Below are 18,384 nucleotides of genomic sequence, written 5' to 3' on the forward strand. Positions count from 1 at the left end.
TGGAACGATAGTTGTGGGATTTTAATTAAAAATAGGCTATGAAAAAATTCTTTTTACTGTTTTTGGGATTGTCCATTGTACTGTCATCGTGTAGCAAGGATGACAATAATATTAAAAATGGGGAAACCCCAAACCCCGATTCCACCGATGTAACGGTACAAAACTTCATGTGGCAAGCCTTGAACCTATGGTATTTTTGGCAGGCCGATGTTAACGATTTGGCAGATGACAGGTTCTCGACCGACGCGCAATACACAGCATTTCTGCAAAACTACGACGACCCTGAAAGTTTTTATTATGATATTTTGCTCTACGGGGATGACCGTTTCAGCTTTTTGAACGAGAATTATTCCGAATTGGTCAGCAACCTTTCCGGTGTTTCCAAAAGCAATGGTCTTGAATTTGGTCTGGTAAAGCTTTCCAATAGTGATGACGTTTTTGGATATGTGCAATATATCGTAGCCAATTCCAATGCCTCCACAAAAGATATCAAACGAGGAGATCTTTTTACCAGGGTAGATGGGGTACAGTTGAATGTGAACAATTACTATGACCTATTGTTCGGAGATAACAGCACCTACACCTTGGGTATGGCACACATCGCCGATAATACTATTTATGATGATGCCAAAACCGTTCAATTGACCAAAATAGAAAACCAGGTGGAGGACCCCATTCTAATTGCGGAAACTTTGGATGTAGGCGGCACCAAAGTGGCCTATTTGATGTACAACAGGTTTCTTAGCAACTTCGATGAAGAACTGAATGATGCCTTTGCCCAATTTAAGGCAGACGGGGCCACGGAACTTGTGCTTGATATGCGTTATAATCCAGGCGGGTCGGTAAACACTTCCCGACTATTGGCCAGTATGATTTATGGAACCGATACAAGCAAACTATATATCAGACAACGTTGGAACGATAAGATACAGGCTCAGTTAAGTGACGATTATTTGACCGATTATTTTGCAAATACTACAGGGGTAAGTCCCATAAATACATTGAACCTGAGTAGGGTCTTCGTTTTGGCCACCTACGGATCCGCCTCAGCCAGTGAATTGGTCATGAATGGCCTGGCACCCTATGTCGATGTGATCCACATTGGGGAGACTACTAGAGGTAAAAATGAGTTTTCCATTACCTTGGTGGACGATGAAGAAAATGCATTCATATATTCCAGCGACAGGGAAGACAAAATCAATGCGGATAACAGCTGGGGGTTACAACCTTTGGTGGGGCGTAACGAAAACGCAGATGGTTTTTATGATTATACCAGTGGATTGGTACCGGATATAGCTTTGGATGAAGATTTGACCAATTTAGGGGTATTGGGAGATGTAAATGAACCCTTATTGGCCCGAGCATTGCAAGAAATTTCTGGTGTTGGTGCCAAAAAGGATTTTACTGTGCAGATGTCGGCCAAATCATTCACCTCTTCTAGATTACAAACTCCTATGAAGGATAATATGTATCTAGACAAACCATTGCCAACAACATTATCAATACAATAAAAAAAGCGGCCCTTGAGGCCGCTTTTCTTTTTAAAGATTCAGGTTCATCCCTATCCGGAAATTCCTTCCCCGTGTGGTATATCCGATGATTTCTGTAAACTCTTCGTTCAATAGGTTTTCCGCATTGATAATGACATTCAGTTTATTGGGAATCAATTCATGGCCAATGTACAAATTGACCAACGAAAAGGCATCCAAGGGCACATCAGTAAAAGTAGTGAAGTCGGTATCGAACCTTTTCCCCGTATATGCATAGGTCAGGGAAAAATCGGTGGCTTGCCCCAACTGGTAGCCAACGGAAAGATTGGCCTTGTGCCTAGGAATTCTAATTGCATTGTCCCCTTTTCTTTCGGTAAAGGTATAGTTGGTGTTTACGTTCAAGGATGTAATAGGTAGCCAAATAGCCTCTACCTCTACCCCATTGGCATTGATCTCATCCGCCAAATTAATGCTGGTATAATTTATATCATACCCGATGGTATTCTTCTCGTTACGATCAAAATACACCGTACTGAATCGAAATTTGTTGCTCAGTTTGACTTCTAAACCACCTTCAATAGTCCTATTTTCTTCAGGCTCCAAATCCGGATTGCCACCAAATGCCCCGAACAATTGGGTCAGGTTCGGAGTAATATAGGAAGTGGCATAGGACCCCAGTACTTTTACATATCCCTTTTGCGTTGGAAAAACAAAGGACGGGTTCACATTGTACACCAAATGATTCCCATATTCCGAATGGTGGTTCAAGCGACCACCGGCATTCAGGTTCAGTCCAAAATTGGAAATATAGACCACATTGGCATAGGGATCTACAATGGTGAATTCAGCATTTTCAGCAAAAACCGCTTCGTCCTTAATGTAGTTTACCCCTAAAATGGTATGCCACTGTTTTCCGAGGGTATATTTGTTGTAAAGATCCAAAACCCAGTTTTTCCCTTCCGTGGTGCTTTCTCCATAGGTGTCTTTGGAGTTGGTTTCATAATCGGTGTAAGCGGCATTCAAATGAATGGAGCCCTTTCCATAACCCAGCTTGGAGGAAAACCCTGCCCTTTTCTGCTCGTTTTTGCCCAAATTTGGGGCATCGGCATAAGAAGCGTCGTATTCATTGCTGAACTTCGTTTGGTTACCAAATACAGCAATCTCAAAATCCTTCGAAAACTGATATCCCAATCGCAGATTGGTACTGTAATGCGAGAAAATGTCCTCCTCGTTTTCCGGTGTAACCGCTGCGGACAGGCCACTTTTATATCGATTTGAAAAATCAACGGCATACTTGAACTTGTTCAATGTACCGCTCACATTTACCGCATTGCTGATGCTTCCCAAATCATAGTTTTGATCTTCAGCGGTTTGATTGGTCCCGATACTTGTTTGAAAAGTACCCGCGATTTTTTCCTTGGAGCTTTTTTTCGTGGTGATGTTGATTACCGCAGTGGCGGCATTGGTGCCGTAAAGCGTACTCGCTGCTCCTTTGATGATCTCAATGGATTCAATGTTCGAGGAAGAAAGCAATCTCAAGTCATATTCTTGCGAGAAAGAAGATGGGTCGGACACCCGGACCCCATTAATAATGATCAACACCTGTCTGCCCCGTCCACCACGGGCATACACACCCAGCACATCACCATCGCGACCGCGACTGCCCGTAATCTCGATACCGCTTTTGGTGTTGATGATTTCCGCAACCGTTTTACCTTGGTTGCGTTCTAACTCTTGGGCCGTGATCTTGATGACCGTTTTCCCGGAGTTTTCCCTTTTCAGTTCAAATTTTGAATCGCTTACCACCACTTCGTCGAGTTGGTGCACTTTTAGGGAATCTTGCTGTACGTTTTGCGCAATAAGTCCCTTGCCCGCCAATATGGCGGCCAATAACCAAAAATGATTTTTTTTCATTTCGTTTACGTGAATAAACGGGAGAATAGTATGGTTTCCATACGTAAACTTTTATCCCGAAAGTTTAACATTGTTTGTTTGAATTTGGCAGGTCTCCTGGCTTGTCTTATGTTGCCTGACCTTCCCATTCGTGGACCGAACAGTGGTTTTGAAGAAAACAACATCCCCAACGGGGTGCCAAAACAATTTTGGCATGGACTTACAGTTGCGGGAACAGCTCCGGATTTACACCGGATTCCCTTTTAATCATGTAAGGAACACTCCCTGCATGAACCTAAATTCAGCACGAAAGTAATCAATCTGTTTAATCTTTTTCTGCAAAAGTTAAATAATCTTACTTTTGGGATCATGGTAAACAAACATCATATCGCAGTACTTATGCTGACCGTTACGGCCACCATTTTCATGGGGTGCAGGGAAAATAAAAAGTCGGAAGAAACTGAAACGGAACAATCGGAGTCCAGTGTTGCATATGCACATGGCTTCCATATCCAAAAGTTTGATGATTATACTGTTTTGGAAGTGACCCAACCGTGGGTAGGCGCCAACACCCATTACAAGTATGCCTTGGTGCCAAAGGAAAAATTGGCTGCCATGAACTTCCCTAAAGATGAGTTTGATGCTGTTGTGGGCACACCTGTGGAGAAGATCGTGGTCACATCCACAACCCACATTGCTGCTATTGAAGCATTGGAGGAACTCAAAAGACTGGTCGGATTTCCCGACACCGATTATATTTCTTCGCCAGACGCCAGAAAACTTGTGGATGAAGGCCAAATCAAGGATTTAGGCATGAACGAGGTCATCAATACCGAAATGGTGCTGTTACTCCATCCCGATCTGATCATTGGGTTCAGCATCAACGAGGACAACAATTCGTACGACATCATCAAACGTGCCGGGATGCCCGTCATCTACAACGGGGATTGGGTGGAACAGACCCCGTTGGGCAAGGCGGAATGGATCAAGTTTTTTGCCCCATTTTTTCAGAAGGAAGCAGAAGCGGACAGTATTTTTAAAAAAATTGAAACCTCATATCTCGAAGCAAAGAAACTCGCCAAAAAATCCACCCAAAAACCAACAGTACTTACGGGCGGTTTGTACAAAGATGTATGGTATGTGGCGGGTGGGGAAAGTTGGATGGCCCAATTTATTGAAGATGCCAATTCCGATTATTTGTGGGCCGACACTCCTGAAACCGGAAGCATCGGACTAAGCCTGGAATCAGTTCTGGAAAAGGCCCAGAATGCCGATTTTTGGTTTAATCCTTCCTCTCATACTTCCTATGCCGAATTGGAGCAGGTAAATACCCATCACAAGGAATTTACAGCCTTTACAAATAAAAAAATCTATTCCAATGCTATGGACAAGGGTGCCAAGGGAGGCCTCCTTTTTTACGAAATGGCCCCACAAAGACCTGATATCGTGCTGAAAGACTTTATTGCCATTCTACATCCCGAATTACTTCCCGACCACGAACTTCGCTTTATCAAACCTCTGGAATAAATGCAGCGTCCAAGATCATATCGCATTTCCTTTATCCTTATTGGTTTGGCATTGTTGTGTTCTTGGGTGTTGAATATCGGTTCTGGATCGGTCCACATTCCTTTTGAGGATACAGTTTCCATACTGCTAAGAGGCAAGCCCCAAATAGAAGCATGGAGCTACATCGTTTGGAACTACCGATTACCAAAATCCTTTACTGCTATTTTAGTAGGAGGTGGATTGTCGTTGAGTGGCTTGTTGATGCAGACCTTGTTTCGAAACCCCTTGGCGGGACCTTTTGTATTGGGTATCAGCTCCGGGGCGAGTTTGGGGGCCGCCCTCTTGCTCATGGGTGTCACTATGATAACGGGAATGGCTTCATTTTCGTTCTTGGGTGATATTTCTTTGGCATTAGCGGCCAGCGTGGGGAGTTTTTTGGTACTATCCGTGGTGATGGTCGTAGCCCAGCGGGTTAAAGATACCATGGCTCTTTTGATCATTGGGTTGATGTTTGGCAGTATTACCTCTGCCATAGTCAGTGTACTGGCCTATTTTTCAAGTGCCGAAAGCTTGCAAAGGTTCATCTTTTGGTCTTTTGGGAGTGTAGGCAACCTCACCCCCAACCAGATTTTTCTGTTGACAGGCATTGTGATAATCGGCCTTTTGCTCAGTATGCTTTCCTTAAAGCCCTTGAACGCTTTTCTTCTGGGAGAGCATTATGCCCAAAGCCTTGGTGTTTCACTGAAAAAATCGCGATTGATCATTATTATTGCGACAGGCCTTTTAGCTGGAGGTATTACCGCTTTTGCCGGCCCAATCGCATTCGTGGGATTGGCAGTTCCGCATCTTACCCGACAAATCTTCGACACCATGGAACATAAAGTGTTGATTCCGGCCGTATTTCTTTATGGTGCTATTTTGATGCTTTTATGCGATACCTTGGCGCAATGGCCCAATTCGGCCAGCGTGTTGCCCATCAATGCCATAACCTCCTTGGTCGGGGCACCAGTGGTCATTTGGCTGTTGGTCAGAAAACGTAAAATGTTGTTCTGATGGAAAAAAGGATTCAAAAAAATCTTTCAGCACACAACCTTGCCATCGGTTATGGAAAAAACGTGGTGGTCGAGCATATTGATTTTTCCTTAGAGCTCGGCACCCTTTGCGCCATTGTGGGGGTGAACGGCATCGGTAAGTCAACCTTGTTGCGCACCTTGGGAAGGTTTCAACCTAAACTATCGGGAAACATCACACTAAATAATAAGGAATTGGATCAATATTCCCCTTTGGACCTGTCCAAAAAACTCAGTGTGGTATTGACCGAGCAACCTGCCTCCAAAAACCTGACGGTACTTGAACTCATCGCTTTGGGAAGACAACCCTATACCAATTGGTTGGGCACCTTGTCCCCTGAAGACGAAAAATATATCCAAATTGCTTTGAATGCCTTTTTGTTGAACGACCTCAAACACAGAAAGTGCCACGAACTGAGCGATGGCCAATTACAACGCGTACTGATTGCCCGGGCTATGGCACAGGATACACCCCTTATTTTATTGGATGAGCCCACCACTCATCTGGATCTGTACCACAAGGTGCAGATTTTGAAAATGTTGCAACAATTGGCGCACGACCAACAAAAAACCATTGTTTTCACCACCCATGAGATAGAGCTGGCCATTCAACTGTGCGACAACATCTTGATTTTGGATGGCAAGGAAAACCCCTTTGGAGATCCTTGTGAACTGATCGAGCAAAAGCACTTCGAAAAACTGTTTCCTTCGGAAATGGTCCAGTTTGATGCCAAGACCGGTTCGTTCAAGGTTTCAAAATAGAAATGATTGTCATTCCGCACTTGATGCGGAATCCAGATTCCCTCATTCATTTTGTGGATTTCTGCCTTTGATGAAATGACATTTTAATATTGTAATCTGTTATCTTTATCCATTAGAAACTATAGCATGAGCGCTGAATTAATCTATGTCATTGTTGGGGTCATCACTTTGGCCATCGGCCTTTTTGTGGGTATGTATATCCAAAAGCTGAAGACCAAATCCACCGAAAGTGTTTGGGAAGAGAGGGAACAGCAACTCAATAACACCATAAAATCCCTTAATGATAAACTCTTGCTCGGTGATGAGGAAAAAAAGGAGCTCCAACGGGAAAAGGAACAACAGGGCAACCAATTGGTCCGTTTTCAGGCCGAAATGGAACACTTGCAACGCATTAATGGGGAACAGAAAGAAGAGGTAGAAAAACTTCAGGAAAAATTTACCAAAGAGTTCGAGAATCTGGCCAATAAGATCTTGGATGAAAAAAGCACCAAGTTCACGGAACAGAACCAGAAAAACATCAAACTCATTTTAAGTCCCTTACAGGAAAAAATACAGCTTTTTGAAAAGAAGGTAGAGGAAAACCAGAAGGAGAACATCAGCATACATTCGGCATTACGGGAACAACTGTTGAACCTGCAGAGCCAAAATTTAAAAATAACCCAAGAAGCGGAGAACCTGACCAAAGCCTTGAAAGGTGACAGTAAAATGCAGGGGAATTGGGGAGAATTGGTCTTGGAACGCGTTTTGGAAAAGTCTGGTCTTGAGAAGGATAGAGAATACAGCATTCAGCAAAACTTCACTAGGGAAGATGGCAGTAGGGTCATGCCTGACGTAATCATCCACCTCCCCGATGGAAAGAAAATGGTGGTGGATTCCAAGGTATCGTTGACCGATTACGAACGATTTGTAAATGCCACGGGAGAGGACAAACCCAAATTCCTGAAAGACCATATCAATTCACTTCGTAGGCATGTGGAACAACTATCGGCCAAAAAATATGAGGACCTCTACGAAATGGAAAGTCCTGATTTTGTGTTGATGTTCGTGCCCATAGAACCTGCTTTTGCCATTGCCGTAAATGAGGACAACTCCCTCTACAACAAAGCGTTTGAGCAGAATATCGTCATCGTGACCCCCTCTACCCTATTGGCCACGTTGCGGACCATTGATACCATGTGGAGCAATGAGAAACAACAACGGAACGCCATGGAAATTGCAAGACAGGCCGGCGCACTATACGATAAGTTTGTTGGTTTTATGGGTGATTTGACCCAAGTGGGCAAAAAGATGGACGATGCCAAAGGGGAATATAAAAACGCCATGAACAAATTGTTCGATGGCCGTGGAAACATCATCACAAGTATCGAAAAGCTAAGAACCATGGGGGCCAAGGCCAAAAAAGTATTGCCGGAACCCATCTTGAAGCGCGCCGAAGACGACGATTTGGAAGAACTTAACCAGTAAACACACTATGAAAAAATTCCTTACCATCCTCATTGCCGTTATCGTATTCGGAGTGGGGGCCTATTTTGCTTTTATTTATTATGTGCCCTATAGCGAGGGGTACCGCTCCGGTGAACTCATCAAGTTCAGTCGTAAAGGGGTAGTGGTCAAAACCTGGGAAGGCCAAATCAGCCAAGGTTTATCGGGTACCAATGTGTTTTCCTTTTCGGTGGAGGACAAAGAAGAGGATATCGTACAAAAATTGAAGGAATATCAGGGCCAGTACATCAAAGTGACCTATAAAGAACGCTACGCCACCTTTTTTTGGTTGGGCGATACCAAGTATTTTATCACCGAAGTAGCCGTTGAAAAATCCCCGCTTTTTAGAAATTGAAGACACACCTCTAGCCCCTCTTTTTAGAGGGGAAAAGTGCTTCCCTCCTAATAAGGAGGGATTGAGGGAGGTGTAGCTTCAAACTTTTCAATGTAATCCTCAATCACCAATAGTACATTTTCCATGTCATGCAATACTTGATCATCTGAAAACCGAAGTACATGGATTCCCAGTTCATTCAATCGCTTTTCCTTAGCCACATCTTTCTCCCACACCTCCAAAATCCCATGGGAATACCCATCAACCTCAATGGCAAGTCGTAATTTGTTACAAAAGAAATCCACAATATATTCATCAATTGGCTTTTGTCGATGAAAATCATATCCATGCATCTGGTCACGCTTCAATCTTTGCCATAAAATCACTTCCGCTTTAGTGGCATTCTGCCTTAATTGCCTTGCAAGTTCCTTTAGCTTTGGGTTATATTTGATAACCATTCCAAATCTCCATTATTCCTTTTCTGAAGGGATTAAATTCCAAAAAGTATGAAAAAATTCAAATCGTCCAAAGAAAGTAGGGTCTCCATTACCGAACTGATGCTCCCCTCCCACTCCAATTTTGGAGGCAAGGTGCATGGAGGACACATCCTGAACCTTATGGATCAAATTGCATTTGCCTGCGCCTCCAAACATTCCCAAAGCTATTGTGTGACCGCTTCCGTGAACCGGGTGGACTTCCTCAATCCCATTGAGGTAGGGGAACTGGTTACCCTAAAGGCCTCCATCAACTATACAGGGAAGACATCTATGGTGGTCGGGGTGCGGGTAGAATCCGAAAACGTGACCACTGGAGTCGTAAAACACTGCAATTCTTCCTATTTCACCATGGTGGCCAAGGGAAAGGATGGTAAAAATAAGGTTGTTCCAGGTTTGATCTTAAAAACCAAACAGGACATACGGCGATTTGCTCGGAGTAAGGAACGTAAACAGTCCGCTTTTAATAGGGACAGCAAATATGAGTCGACCAATTTTAAGGTGAACGACTTTTTGGATTTTTTGGATGGCGAAAACGCTATGATGGATCTTGATTGAGTTTTGCTGCTGCTTCCTCGTCCAAGAACCAAATCAGCCTTCCTGATTTTGGGTTGACCAACGATGCTGGGTAAACATCCGAACCCTCGGTCTTTTCAATGACAGCCTCCACTTTTTCCGCTTTGGAAGCACCCGTCACCAAAAATGCCACTTCCTTGGCCGTATTGATGACTTTTCCATTGATGGATACCCTCTTTTGACCTGAATCCGGATGCGTAGCTACCACACAATGGTCCTCAGCGTTCCAAAGTTTGATCTCATGAGGAAAAATGGAAGCCGTGTGCCCATCATCACCTATACCCAAGATCACCAAATCGAATTGGGGAATGCCATCCACCCGGTCCAAATCGATTTCCAACAGATTGGCATAACGCATGGCCTCACCGTTAGGTTCTTTCTCTCCTAAAATACGGTTGATGTTTTCATTGGGGATATCAATCTTGGAAAACAAGTGCTCCACCGTCATTTTGTAATTGCTCTCATCATCCGAAGGTGGTACACAGCGTTCATCGCCCCAATAAAAATGCACTTTGCTCCAATCCACTTGATCGGCAAAGTTTTCGGCCAGCACATCGAACACGATCTTCGGGGTACTTCCTCCGGAAAGGGCTACATGAAACACATCCCGCCCTGCTGCTTGCTCTACAAAATAGGCTGAAAACTGTACCGCAACTTCATTTTTATCTTTATAAATTTTGATGTCCATCTACTTCTTACTTTTTGTTTTCAATAACCCAGTTGTTCATTGCTTATTGATAATTGTTTATTGCTAATTGTTCATTGAAAACTGAAATCAGCAAATCACACAATATCCGGGATCATCTGCCAAATTCTCCCCTGGGTTACGCCAAAATCCTTTTCCATCGAATAGATCATCCGCATTTTCAGGGCCCCAAACTCCAGCGGCATAACCGTACATCCGTACATCTTTTCCCTTCTGCCAATAATTCAAAATGGGGTCCACAAATTCCCAAGCTGCCTCTACCTCATCGGCACGGGCATACAAGGTGGCGTCACCCTGCATGGCATCCAATAAAAGGCGCTCGTAGGCTTCCATGACATACGTTTCGGCAAGACTGGAATAATAAAAGTCCAGATTGGCCCTTTCCACCTTAAATCCTTGTCCAGGTACTTTTACTCCGAACTTGATCAAAATCCCTTCATCGGGTTGTATTCTGATAATGAGTTTGTTATCCTTACTGTGCATACTAGGTTCCTTGAAAATCTGGTGATGGGGTTCTTTAAAATGGATGACTACTTCCGTCACCTTCGTAGGCATCCGCTTTGCGGTACGCACATAGAAAGGCACCCCATGCCAGCGCCAATTGTCCACATAGAACTTGATGGCGGCATAGGTTTCCGTAGTGGAGTTCGGGTCCACATCATCTTCCTCGCGATACCCCTTCACCTTTTTACCATTCACTACAGACTCCACATATTGGGCCCTGATGGTATTCTCAAAAAGGGTCTTGTCGTCCTTCATTACTCGTAACGATTTTAAGGCCTTCACCTTTTCGTTCCTGATTTCCTCCGCTTCTGCCCCAATGGGCGGTTCCATGACCACCAAGGAAACAATCTGCAACAAATGGTTCTGGAACATGTCCCGCAACGCACCCGATTTGTCGTAATAGCCACCGCGTTTTTCCACCCCAACACTTTCCGCGTTGGTGATTTCCACGTGTTGGATATAGTTTCGGTTCCAAAGCGGTTCAAAAATGCTATTGGCAAACCGTGTCACCAAAAGGTTCTGTACCGTTTCCTTGCCCAGATAGTGGTCAATTCGGTATATCTGCGGCTCCGTAAAGTATTGGTGGAGTCCCTTGTTGAGGTTCTTTGCCGTTTCCAAGCTGTAGCCAAATGGTTTTTCCACAATCAAACGCTTCCAACCATTGTTCTGCGTGCTCATCCCGGCCTCGGCCAAATTATGGGCAATGGTCTCATAAAGTGTGGGGGGCGTGGAAAGGTAGTAAATGATGTTGCCCGTGGTATCGTGGGCCGCCTTCAACTCCTCTACCCGCTTGCGCAGACTTTTATAATCCGTATCGTAGCTTTTCCCAAGGTCTTCATAGTAAAGCTTGTCCGCAAATCCTTTAACCTCATCCTTACCAAGGTTCTTGATCTTCTCTTTCAGATAATCACTTTCGTAAACTACACGGTCACGGAACGATTCATCGGACAAATTGCTTCGGCTTACGCCCAAAACCGCAAAATTTTTGGGTAAATGATTGGCTAGATATAGATTGAACAGTGCCGGAATCAGTTTTCGTGCAGTCAAATCTCCCGATGCCCCAAAAATTACGAGCATCTGGTTTTCGGTCTTCTTCATAGTGTTTTTGGTTTCTGGCTGATTGAATCCAATGCAAGCTCCTTGGTTTCCCCAATGAAGCCGTTTATTTTTTGAGCATAACGAATATAAGGTTTATTTTAGGTTCGTAATTCAAGAAAGGGCAACCTTAGGGTTGTCTTAACAACGGAAGAAGATAAAAATATAAGATGGCAGATACGTATGATTTTGGCCTTGTGGGCCTTGGGGTAATGGGACGCAATTTTATTTTGAATGTGGCCGATAATGGTTTTACCGCTTTTGGGAACGATTTGGATGAAGAAAAGGTAGGTGCATTGATCAAAGAAGGGGGTGATACGGATAAAGTGAACGCCTCTACAGACGTAAAAGCCTTCGTAAGTGCCCTGACCACTCCCCGAAAAATCATGTTATTGGTGCCGGCCGGAAAAGTGGTGGACATCGTCATTGAAAGTTTGTTGCCCCACTTGGACAAAGGTGACATCATCATAGACGGTGGAAACTCCTTTTTTACGGATACCGACCGTCGCGAAGCCTATTTGAAGGAAAAGGGAATCAACTTTTTTGGTGCCGGGGTCTCCGGGGGTGCCAAAGGCGCCCGACGCGGCCCGAGTATTATGCCCGGTGGTTCCCGGGAGGCGTACCAACACGTAAAACCCATTTTTGAGGCGGTTTCCGCCAAATACAAGGGCGAACCTTGTGTAGCTTATTTGGGTCCAAAATCGGCCGGAAACTATGTGAAAATGGTGCACAACGGTATCGAATACGGGTTGATGCAACTCACTTCGGAAATCTATGACCTGTTGAAAAAAGCAGGCGGACTCTCCAATGCGGAACTGCACCAAACCTTTGGTCAATGGAACGAAGGCCGATTACAATCCTTTTTAGTAGAAATCACTTCGGAAATCTTTGAGCAAAAAGACGATTTGGGTGATGGGGAATTGGTGGATAAAATCTTGGACAAGGCCAAGCAAAAAGGAACCGGAAAATGGACCTCCCAAAACGCCATGGACCTCGGTATTCCCGTACCCACCATTGATGTAGCGGTGAGCATGCGGGAACTTTCGGCCTTAAAAGAGGAACGCGTTAAAGCGGATGACCTCTACGATCGCCCAACTCCTAAAACTGTAGATAAAGCTGAATTTATCTCCAAAGCGGAACAGGCATTGTACTTTGCCTTTATCATTACCTATGCACAGGGCATGCACCAATTGGCCGATGCCTCCAAAGAGTACGGCTACGAACTGGAACTGGGTGAAATCGCCAAGATTTGGCGAGCAGGCTGTATCATCCGCGCCGCTTTGCTGGCGGACATAACCGATGCCTACCAAGCCAATGAAAAACTGGAAAATCTATTGCTCTCCCCATCCTTTGTGGAAAAAGTAAAAGAAACCGTGGGAGCCGCTCGGGAAATGACTGCTTATGGAGCCTTAAATGGAATTCCATTGGCGGGACTCTCCAATGCTCTCACCTATTTTGATGCCTATACCAGCAGCCGATTGCCCCTGAATTTGATTCAGGCCCAACGTGACTATTTTGGCTCGCATACCTATGAGCGTGTGGACCGTGACGGTATTTTCCATACGGAGTGGGAGGACAATTAATTTTAAAGTTTAAATTGAAAATGAAAAAACTCCTCTTCCTTTTCACCTTCACCTTTTACCTTTTTTCCGTTTCGGCTCAAAAAGCTCCCTATGTTATCTACAACGCCAAGGGCAAAAAGGTATCCTATGAAAAAATGTTCAAGAACTTGGAGCAAAAGGATATGGTCCTCTTTGGGGAACTACACAACAACCCTATTGCACATTGGTTGCAGTACGAACTCACTTCCGACCTGTATACCAAAAGACCGCTCATCCTTGGTGCCGAAATGGTGGAGGCTGACAATCAGGATGAACTGGACGCTTATTTGGCGGGCACCATCGATTACAAGGCTTTGGATTCCACCGCCCGACTTTGGAACAACCACAAAACGGACTATGCTCCTTTGGTGGATTTCGCCAAGGAAAAAAAACTGGTCTTTGTGGCCTCCAATGTGCCCCGTCGCTATGCAAGCATGGTGTACAAGGAAGGATTTGAAGCCCTAGACACCCTATCCACCCAAGAAAAATCATGGATCGCTCCCCTACCCATTGCCTTTGATCCCGAATTGCCCGGATACCAGAATATCCTCAAAATGATGGGCGACCATGGCAGCCCCACTCTGGTGATGGCACAAGCGATCAAAGATGCCACCATGGCACACTTTATCCTAAAAAACTACAAGGAAGGAAGTCTGTTCCTCCATTACAATGGCGCCTACCACTCCAACAATTATGAAGGCATTTTGTGGTACCTGAAAAAAGACCGCCCCGATTTGCAGTATGGGACCATTTCCACCGTGATGCAGGACGATGTGCACCACCTGGAAAACGAAAACAAGGGCATTGCGGACTTCATCATTTGTGTGGACGGCAACATGACCACAACTTATTAGATTGGAATTACTTGTTATCCAACACCTTTTTAGGGGATAAATTCCTTATTTTTAAGGGTGGCACACTCACGCCCGCAACCTGTCTTCAGTATATTCGGTTGGCAATGCGGAATCACACTGTAATGAACCTAAATGGAACTGATTGAAAGTGTAAAAAATTGGTTTTCGGATTACCCCGTAGCATCAAATATCATCAGATATTTGGTTTGGGTTGCCCTGGTATTTTTCCTCATTGCATGGATAAGACGTTGGATGAAGAGAAATCTTCATGATAATGCCATCAAATACAAAGTACAGAAGGCGATTCAGATAATCGGTTACCTATTTGTCATCCTGATCACCATTTCTTACTTCACCGGAAGCATTCAGGATTTTGGACTTGCCATTGGTCTGCTTACAGCAGGCATCACCATAACACTCCAAGAACTGATCTTGAGTATTGCCGGGTCGTTCTATATCTTTTTTGTGCGCGTGTACAAACCCGGTGATCGTATAGAGCTTAATGGAATCAAAGGGGATGTCATCGATATAGACAGCATGTACACCACCATGATGGAAATTGGCGAATGGGTTTCCAGTGACAATTACAGTGGACGCATTGTGAAATTGAGCAATGCCTTTGTTTTTAAAGGCCCTGTGTATAACTATTCCCTCGATTTTCCATTTGTTTGGGATGAATTCAATATGCCTATCCGGTATGAGTCCGACATAGAACTGGCCAAAGAAATTATTATCTCGGCGGCACAGGAAATATTGTCGGAATATGTTAAAAACTCCATTGCGGGTTGGAAGGATGTGGTAAACAAGTACTATATTGAAGATGCCCAAGTGGAACCCACCCTCGCCATCACCATGAGCGACAATTGGATTCAATTCAACTTAAGGTATATTGTGGATTATAAAAAGAGACGGATCACCAAACATCTTCTTTTTGAGGAGATTGGAAAAAGAATCCGGGAGACCAATGGAAAGGTGACATGGGCTTCGGCCACGTTCGAAATTGTCAAGATACCAACACTCAATATCAATGAAACAAAGCATACATCCGATAACCCATAAACTATTTACAAATGCAAAAGACATAGCAAAAGTCTTTTGTGATGCTAACACATCAAAATCCAACCCTATGAAAAAAATACTCTTTACCCTGCTTCTCTTGGTGGCCATAAACCCTATAGGGTTTGGCCAAGTGCAATCCAACTTGGAACTGTTGGACATCTTCAACATGGAGTTCGTCTCCGACCCACAGATTTCACCAGACGGCTCCAAGATTATCTATGTGCGTAACTTTAAGGACGTGATGACGGACCGCAACCTTTCCAACCTCTGGATCGTAAATTTCGACGGTTCCAACAACCGCCCATTGACCACGGGAAACCACAACGATTTCTCGCCCAAATGGTCGCACGATGGCAAAAAGATTGTCTTCAAATCCAATATGGCCGACGACAAGATGAAGCTATACCTTATGTGGTTGGACACCAAAGAAACCATGGCCTTGACCAACACGCCACAATCCCCGGGGCAGGTGTCATGGTCCTATGACGACAATTATGTAGCCTTCAATATGTTTGTGCCTGCCGAGGAAAAATCCATCATTAAACTACCCGCCAAACCCGAAGGCGCCAAATGGAACGCACCTCCCAAATACATCGATAAAATCAACTATCGAGGTGATGGCCAGGGGTATCTTAAAGGCGGAAACATGCAATTGTTCACATTGCCCATCAGTGGCGGAACCCCAAAACAGCTTACATTCACCGAATTCGACCACGGAGGACCCACTTGGGCCAAAGACAATGCCCATCTGTATTTCAGTGCCAATTTTCATAAGGAAGAGGAGTTTGAACCCGCCGATAGTGAAATCTATCAAATCAGTGTAAGCGATGGGGAAATCAAGGCATTGACCAGTCGCTACGGGCCTGATGCAAATCCAGTGCTATCCCCCGACGGTACCAAAATCGCTTATGTGGGCTTTGATGACCGTTACCAGGGGTATCAGTTGACCCAATTGTATGTGATGAATGCCGATGGTTCCAATTCCCAATTGATTTCCAAGGATTTTGACCGTGATGTGGAGGACATGGTATGGAACAGTAAAGGTACCGGCCTGTACTTCATTTATACCGATAAGGGAATGGGGAAACTGGCATCCATCAGCCTTTCTGGAAAGGTGGACGACATCACCGACGGTTTGGGGGGACTCTCTTTGGGGCGCCCATACAACGCGGCCAGCTTTTCGGCATCCAGTAACAATAAATTCGCTTATACCGTTGGGGATACCAGCCATCCTTCAGATTTGGGAGTATCCGACACCAAAGGCAGTAAGCGTCTCACCGCACTGAACGACGATTTGTTTTCCTTTAGGAAATTGGGCAAAGTGGAAGAAATTTGGTGGGAATCCTCCTATGACCAACGCAAGATCCAAGGTTGGGTGGTTACGCCTCCCGATTTTGACCCTTCCAAAAAATACCCGATGATCTTGGAAATCCACGGAGGACCGTTCACCAGCTATGGTTCGGTCTATTCGGCAGAGATACAGGCCTATGCCGCGGCCGGTTATGTGGTACTCTACTCCAATCCGCGCGGAAGCACCAGTTATGGCGAGGAGTTCGGCAACCTGATCCACCACGATTACCCGAACCATGATTATGACGACCTTATGTCCGGTGTGGATGCCGTACTCGCCAAAGGTTTTGTGGACAAGGACAATCTATTTGTGACCGGTGGTAGCGGCGGCGGTGTGCTTACGGCATGGATCGTGGGTAAAACTGACCGTTTTAGGGCTGCAGTGGTGGCCAAGCCCGTGATCAACTGGTATAGCTTTGTGCTCTATGCGGACGGTATCCAATTTTTCTCCAAATACTGGTTTGGCAAAAAACCTTGGGAAGACCCTGAAAACTATTTACGCCGCTCTCCGTTGACCTACGCGGGGAATGTGACCACGCCCACCATGTTGATGACGGGAGAGGATGATTACCGTACCCCCATTGCAGAATCGGAGCAGTTCTATGCCGCGTTAAAACTCCAGAATGTGGAGACCGCCATGGTACGTATTCCCAATTCTGGGCATGGTATTGCCAACAAACCTAGCAACTTGATTGCCAAGATTGCCAGCGTGTTGGCTTGGTTTGAGAAGTATAAAAAATAACCCAGACTACAGATTGAAACCAATTCAAAATCAGTGGTTATGAACTTTTCAAAACTTGTTCCGAATATCTTTTATGTTGATATAAAGGATGGTTTAAAATTATTCGTAGAGGTTTTAAAGTTTCAAATTGAACATAACGACCTTTCTGCAAAGAACCCTTTTTGTGTGGTGACAAAGGATGGTCTACGTGTCAATCTATTTGAAGATGAAAAGTTGGCCAAGGAACATCATCCTGAATTTAGATTGGTCACCCATGACATAGAAAATGTTTTTGCAGAAATCTCCAATTCGTTTCCCGAATATCTGCACCCTAACTTGAAAACGGTAACCAAGCGCCCATGGGGTGCCAAGGAGTTTGCCATTATGGACAATCAATTGGGGATTATTTTCCAAGAATGGTAAACCTTAAAAACTTTGAAGTGCGGAAAACAATAACACATAAATCAAACTACACAATATGAAAATCAAATTCTTAACCCTTTTTATGTTGATTTTGGCCGGATGTAATACTTCGACCAAGGAAGCACCCAAAAATGAAACCGAAATGGAAAAAACAACTTCCCATTTACGCCATGTGGTCCTGTTCCAGTTTAAGGATACCTCAACACCCAAAGATGTTGCTGCCGTGGAAGCCGCCTTTGGCGAATTGCCTTCCAAAATTTCAGAAATCAAGGGATTTGAATGGGGGCTGAACAACAGTCCGGAGAACCTGAACAAGGGGTTGACCCATTGTTTTTTTCTGACTTTTGATAGTGAAAAGGACCGGGACACCTACCTTACCCATCCCGCGCATGTGGCGTTCGGGGACGTGGCGGGACCCCATATCCAAGATGTAGTGGTCGTGGATTATTGGATGAAATAAACTT

17 protein-coding genes and 1 riboswitch are annotated in these 18,384 nt (G+C 44.6%); of the genes, 13 read left to right on the top strand and 4 right to left on the bottom strand.

Translation table 11 applies throughout. The features are described from left to right. Positions 1-38: 38 nt before the first annotated feature. Positions 39-1,511 carry a S41 family peptidase gene (locus tag D2V05_RS18535; RefSeq protein WP_119649044.1) on the top strand — a complete coding sequence of 491 codons (1,473 nt, stop codon included), beginning with the start codon at positions 39-41 and terminating at the stop codon, positions 1,509-1,511. Positions 1,512-1,541: 30 nt separating this feature from the next. On the opposite strand, the gene D2V05_RS18540 is transcribed toward D2V05_RS18535, so the two are convergent. Further along, complete coding sequence (locus D2V05_RS18540) at positions 1,542-3,404, bottom strand: TonB-dependent receptor plug domain-containing protein (RefSeq protein ID WP_119649045.1); 1,863 nt, start codon at positions 3,402-3,404, stop codon at positions 1,542-1,544. A 69-nt stretch (positions 3,405-3,473) separates the two neighbouring features. Next, a riboswitch (cobalamin riboswitch) is annotated at positions 3,474-3,697 on the bottom strand. A 55-nt stretch (positions 3,698-3,752) separates the two neighbouring features. Between D2V05_RS18540 and D2V05_RS18545 the strand changes: the two genes are divergently transcribed. The 5 genes from D2V05_RS18545 to D2V05_RS18565 all read left to right on the top strand — a co-directional run bounded on the left by D2V05_RS18545 (position 3,753) and on the right by D2V05_RS18565 (position 8,558). Continuing rightward, the gene (locus D2V05_RS18545; RefSeq protein ID WP_235855498.1) at positions 3,753-4,910 is read left to right on the top strand and encodes an ABC transporter substrate-binding protein; all 1,158 of its coding nucleotides are present in this window, start codon (positions 3,753-3,755) and stop codon (positions 4,908-4,910) included. After that, positions 4,911-5,942, top strand: coding sequence for a FecCD family ABC transporter permease (locus tag D2V05_RS18550; protein ID WP_119649047.1), 1,032 nt, complete (start codon positions 4,911-4,913; stop codon positions 5,940-5,942). It begins immediately after the preceding gene. After that, positions 5,942-6,721 (top strand): ABC transporter ATP-binding protein, encoded by a 780-nt coding sequence (locus D2V05_RS18555; protein WP_119649049.1) that lies wholly within the window; start codon positions 5,942-5,944, stop codon positions 6,719-6,721. The genes D2V05_RS18550 and D2V05_RS18555 overlap by 1 nt, the downstream gene beginning before the upstream one ends. A gap of 126 nt (positions 6,722-6,847) precedes the next feature. Beyond that, entirely contained in the window at positions 6,848-8,185 is a 1,338-nt protein-coding gene (locus D2V05_RS18560) for a DNA recombination protein RmuC (protein ID WP_119649051.1), read from the top strand. Between the two features lie 7 nt (positions 8,186-8,192). After that, positions 8,193-8,558, top strand: coding sequence for a 6-phosphogluconate dehydrogenase (locus D2V05_RS18565; protein WP_119649053.1), 366 nt, complete (start codon positions 8,193-8,195; stop codon positions 8,556-8,558). Between the two features lie 47 nt (positions 8,559-8,605). On the opposite strand, the gene D2V05_RS18570 is transcribed toward D2V05_RS18565, so the two are convergent. Beyond that, entirely contained in the window at positions 8,606-8,995 is a 390-nt protein-coding gene (locus tag D2V05_RS18570; protein ID WP_119649055.1) for an endonuclease domain-containing protein, read from the bottom strand. A gap of 48 nt (positions 8,996-9,043) precedes the next feature. Between D2V05_RS18570 and D2V05_RS18575 the strand changes: the two genes are divergently transcribed. Further along, positions 9,044-9,589 (top strand): acyl-CoA thioesterase, encoded by a 546-nt coding sequence (locus tag D2V05_RS18575; RefSeq protein WP_119649057.1) that lies wholly within the window; start codon positions 9,044-9,046, stop codon positions 9,587-9,589. On the opposite strand, the gene pgl is transcribed toward D2V05_RS18575, so the two are convergent. Both pgl and zwf read right to left on the bottom strand, forming a co-directional pair. Beyond that, the gene (gene pgl, locus D2V05_RS18580) at positions 9,570-10,295 is read right to left on the bottom strand and encodes a 6-phosphogluconolactonase (RefSeq protein ID WP_119649059.1); all 726 of its coding nucleotides are present in this window, start codon (positions 10,293-10,295) and stop codon (positions 9,570-9,572) included. The two genes, D2V05_RS18575 and pgl, sit on opposite strands and share 20 nt — an antisense overlap. 87 nt (positions 10,296-10,382) lie before the next feature. Beyond that, positions 10,383-11,915, bottom strand: coding sequence for a glucose-6-phosphate dehydrogenase (gene zwf, locus D2V05_RS18585; RefSeq protein ID WP_119649061.1), 1,533 nt, complete (start codon positions 11,913-11,915; stop codon positions 10,383-10,385). Between the two features lie 167 nt (positions 11,916-12,082). Here zwf and gndA point away from each other — a divergent pair, with 167 nt between their 5' ends. The 6 genes from gndA to D2V05_RS18615 all read left to right on the top strand — a co-directional run bounded on the left by gndA (position 12,083) and on the right by D2V05_RS18615 (position 18,380). Continuing rightward, the gene (gene gndA, locus D2V05_RS18590) at positions 12,083-13,495 is read left to right on the top strand and encodes an NADP-dependent phosphogluconate dehydrogenase (protein ID WP_119649063.1); all 1,413 of its coding nucleotides are present in this window, start codon (positions 12,083-12,085) and stop codon (positions 13,493-13,495) included. Positions 13,496-13,515: 20 nt separating this feature from the next. Beyond that, entirely contained in the window at positions 13,516-14,367 is an 852-nt protein-coding gene (locus D2V05_RS18595) for a ChaN family lipoprotein (RefSeq protein WP_119649066.1), read from the top strand. A 252-nt stretch (positions 14,368-14,619) separates the two neighbouring features. After that, positions 14,620-15,426 (top strand): mechanosensitive ion channel family protein, encoded by an 807-nt coding sequence (locus D2V05_RS18600; RefSeq protein ID WP_313786758.1) that lies wholly within the window; start codon positions 14,620-14,622, stop codon positions 15,424-15,426. Positions 15,427-15,493: 67 nt separating this feature from the next. Continuing rightward, positions 15,494-17,518 (top strand): S9 family peptidase, encoded by a 2,025-nt coding sequence (locus tag D2V05_RS18605; RefSeq protein ID WP_119649071.1) that lies wholly within the window; start codon positions 15,494-15,496, stop codon positions 17,516-17,518. A 39-nt stretch (positions 17,519-17,557) separates the two neighbouring features. Then, positions 17,558-17,920: a VOC family protein gene (locus D2V05_RS18610; RefSeq protein WP_119649073.1), complete on the top strand. Its 363-nt coding sequence runs from the start codon at positions 17,558-17,560 to the stop codon at positions 17,918-17,920. Positions 17,921-17,975: 55 nt separating this feature from the next. Next, positions 17,976-18,380, top strand: coding sequence for a Dabb family protein (locus tag D2V05_RS18615; RefSeq protein ID WP_119649075.1), 405 nt, complete (start codon positions 17,976-17,978; stop codon positions 18,378-18,380). The last annotated feature ends 4 nt before the right edge of the window (positions 18,381-18,384 follow it).

Source organism: Flagellimonas pelagia (assembly GCF_003584135.1).
GTDB lineage: Bacteria > Bacteroidota > Bacteroidia > Flavobacteriales > Flavobacteriaceae > Flagellimonas > Flagellimonas pelagia.

Excerpts from the sequence above, each read along its gene's own strand:
- D2V05_RS18535 (WP_119649044.1), top strand. The coding sequence starts at position 39 with ATGAAAAAATTCTTTTTACTGTTTTTGGGATTGTCCATTGTACTGTCA.
- D2V05_RS18540 (WP_119649045.1), bottom strand. The coding sequence starts at position 3,404 with ATGAAAAAAAATCATTTTTGGTTATTGGCCGCCATATTGGCGGGCAAG.
- D2V05_RS18545 (WP_235855498.1), top strand. The coding sequence starts at position 3,753 with ATGGTAAACAAACATCATATCGCAGTACTTATGCTGACCGTTACGGCC.
- D2V05_RS18550 (WP_119649047.1), top strand. The coding sequence starts at position 4,911 with ATGCAGCGTCCAAGATCATATCGCATTTCCTTTATCCTTATTGGTTTG.
- D2V05_RS18555 (WP_119649049.1), top strand. The coding sequence starts at position 5,942 with ATGGAAAAAAGGATTCAAAAAAATCTTTCAGCACACAACCTTGCCATC.
- D2V05_RS18560 (WP_119649051.1), top strand. The coding sequence starts at position 6,848 with ATGAGCGCTGAATTAATCTATGTCATTGTTGGGGTCATCACTTTGGCC.
- D2V05_RS18565 (WP_119649053.1), top strand. The coding sequence starts at position 8,193 with ATGAAAAAATTCCTTACCATCCTCATTGCCGTTATCGTATTCGGAGTG.
- D2V05_RS18570 (WP_119649055.1), bottom strand. The coding sequence starts at position 8,995 with ATGGTTATCAAATATAACCCAAAGCTAAAGGAACTTGCAAGGCAATTA.
- D2V05_RS18575 (WP_119649057.1), top strand. The coding sequence starts at position 9,044 with ATGAAAAAATTCAAATCGTCCAAAGAAAGTAGGGTCTCCATTACCGAA.
- pgl (WP_119649059.1), bottom strand. The coding sequence starts at position 10,295 with ATGGACATCAAAATTTATAAAGATAAAAATGAAGTTGCGGTACAGTTT.
- zwf (WP_119649061.1), bottom strand. The coding sequence starts at position 11,915 with ATGAAGAAGACCGAAAACCAGATGCTCGTAATTTTTGGGGCATCGGGA.
- gndA (WP_119649063.1), top strand. The coding sequence starts at position 12,083 with ATGGCAGATACGTATGATTTTGGCCTTGTGGGCCTTGGGGTAATGGGA.
- D2V05_RS18595 (WP_119649066.1), top strand. The coding sequence starts at position 13,516 with ATGAAAAAACTCCTCTTCCTTTTCACCTTCACCTTTTACCTTTTTTCC.
- D2V05_RS18600 (WP_313786758.1), top strand. The coding sequence starts at position 14,620 with ATGAAGAGAAATCTTCATGATAATGCCATCAAATACAAAGTACAGAAG.
- D2V05_RS18605 (WP_119649071.1), top strand. The coding sequence starts at position 15,494 with ATGAAAAAAATACTCTTTACCCTGCTTCTCTTGGTGGCCATAAACCCT.
- D2V05_RS18610 (WP_119649073.1), top strand. The coding sequence starts at position 17,558 with ATGAACTTTTCAAAACTTGTTCCGAATATCTTTTATGTTGATATAAAG.
- D2V05_RS18615 (WP_119649075.1), top strand. The coding sequence starts at position 17,976 with ATGAAAATCAAATTCTTAACCCTTTTTATGTTGATTTTGGCCGGATGT.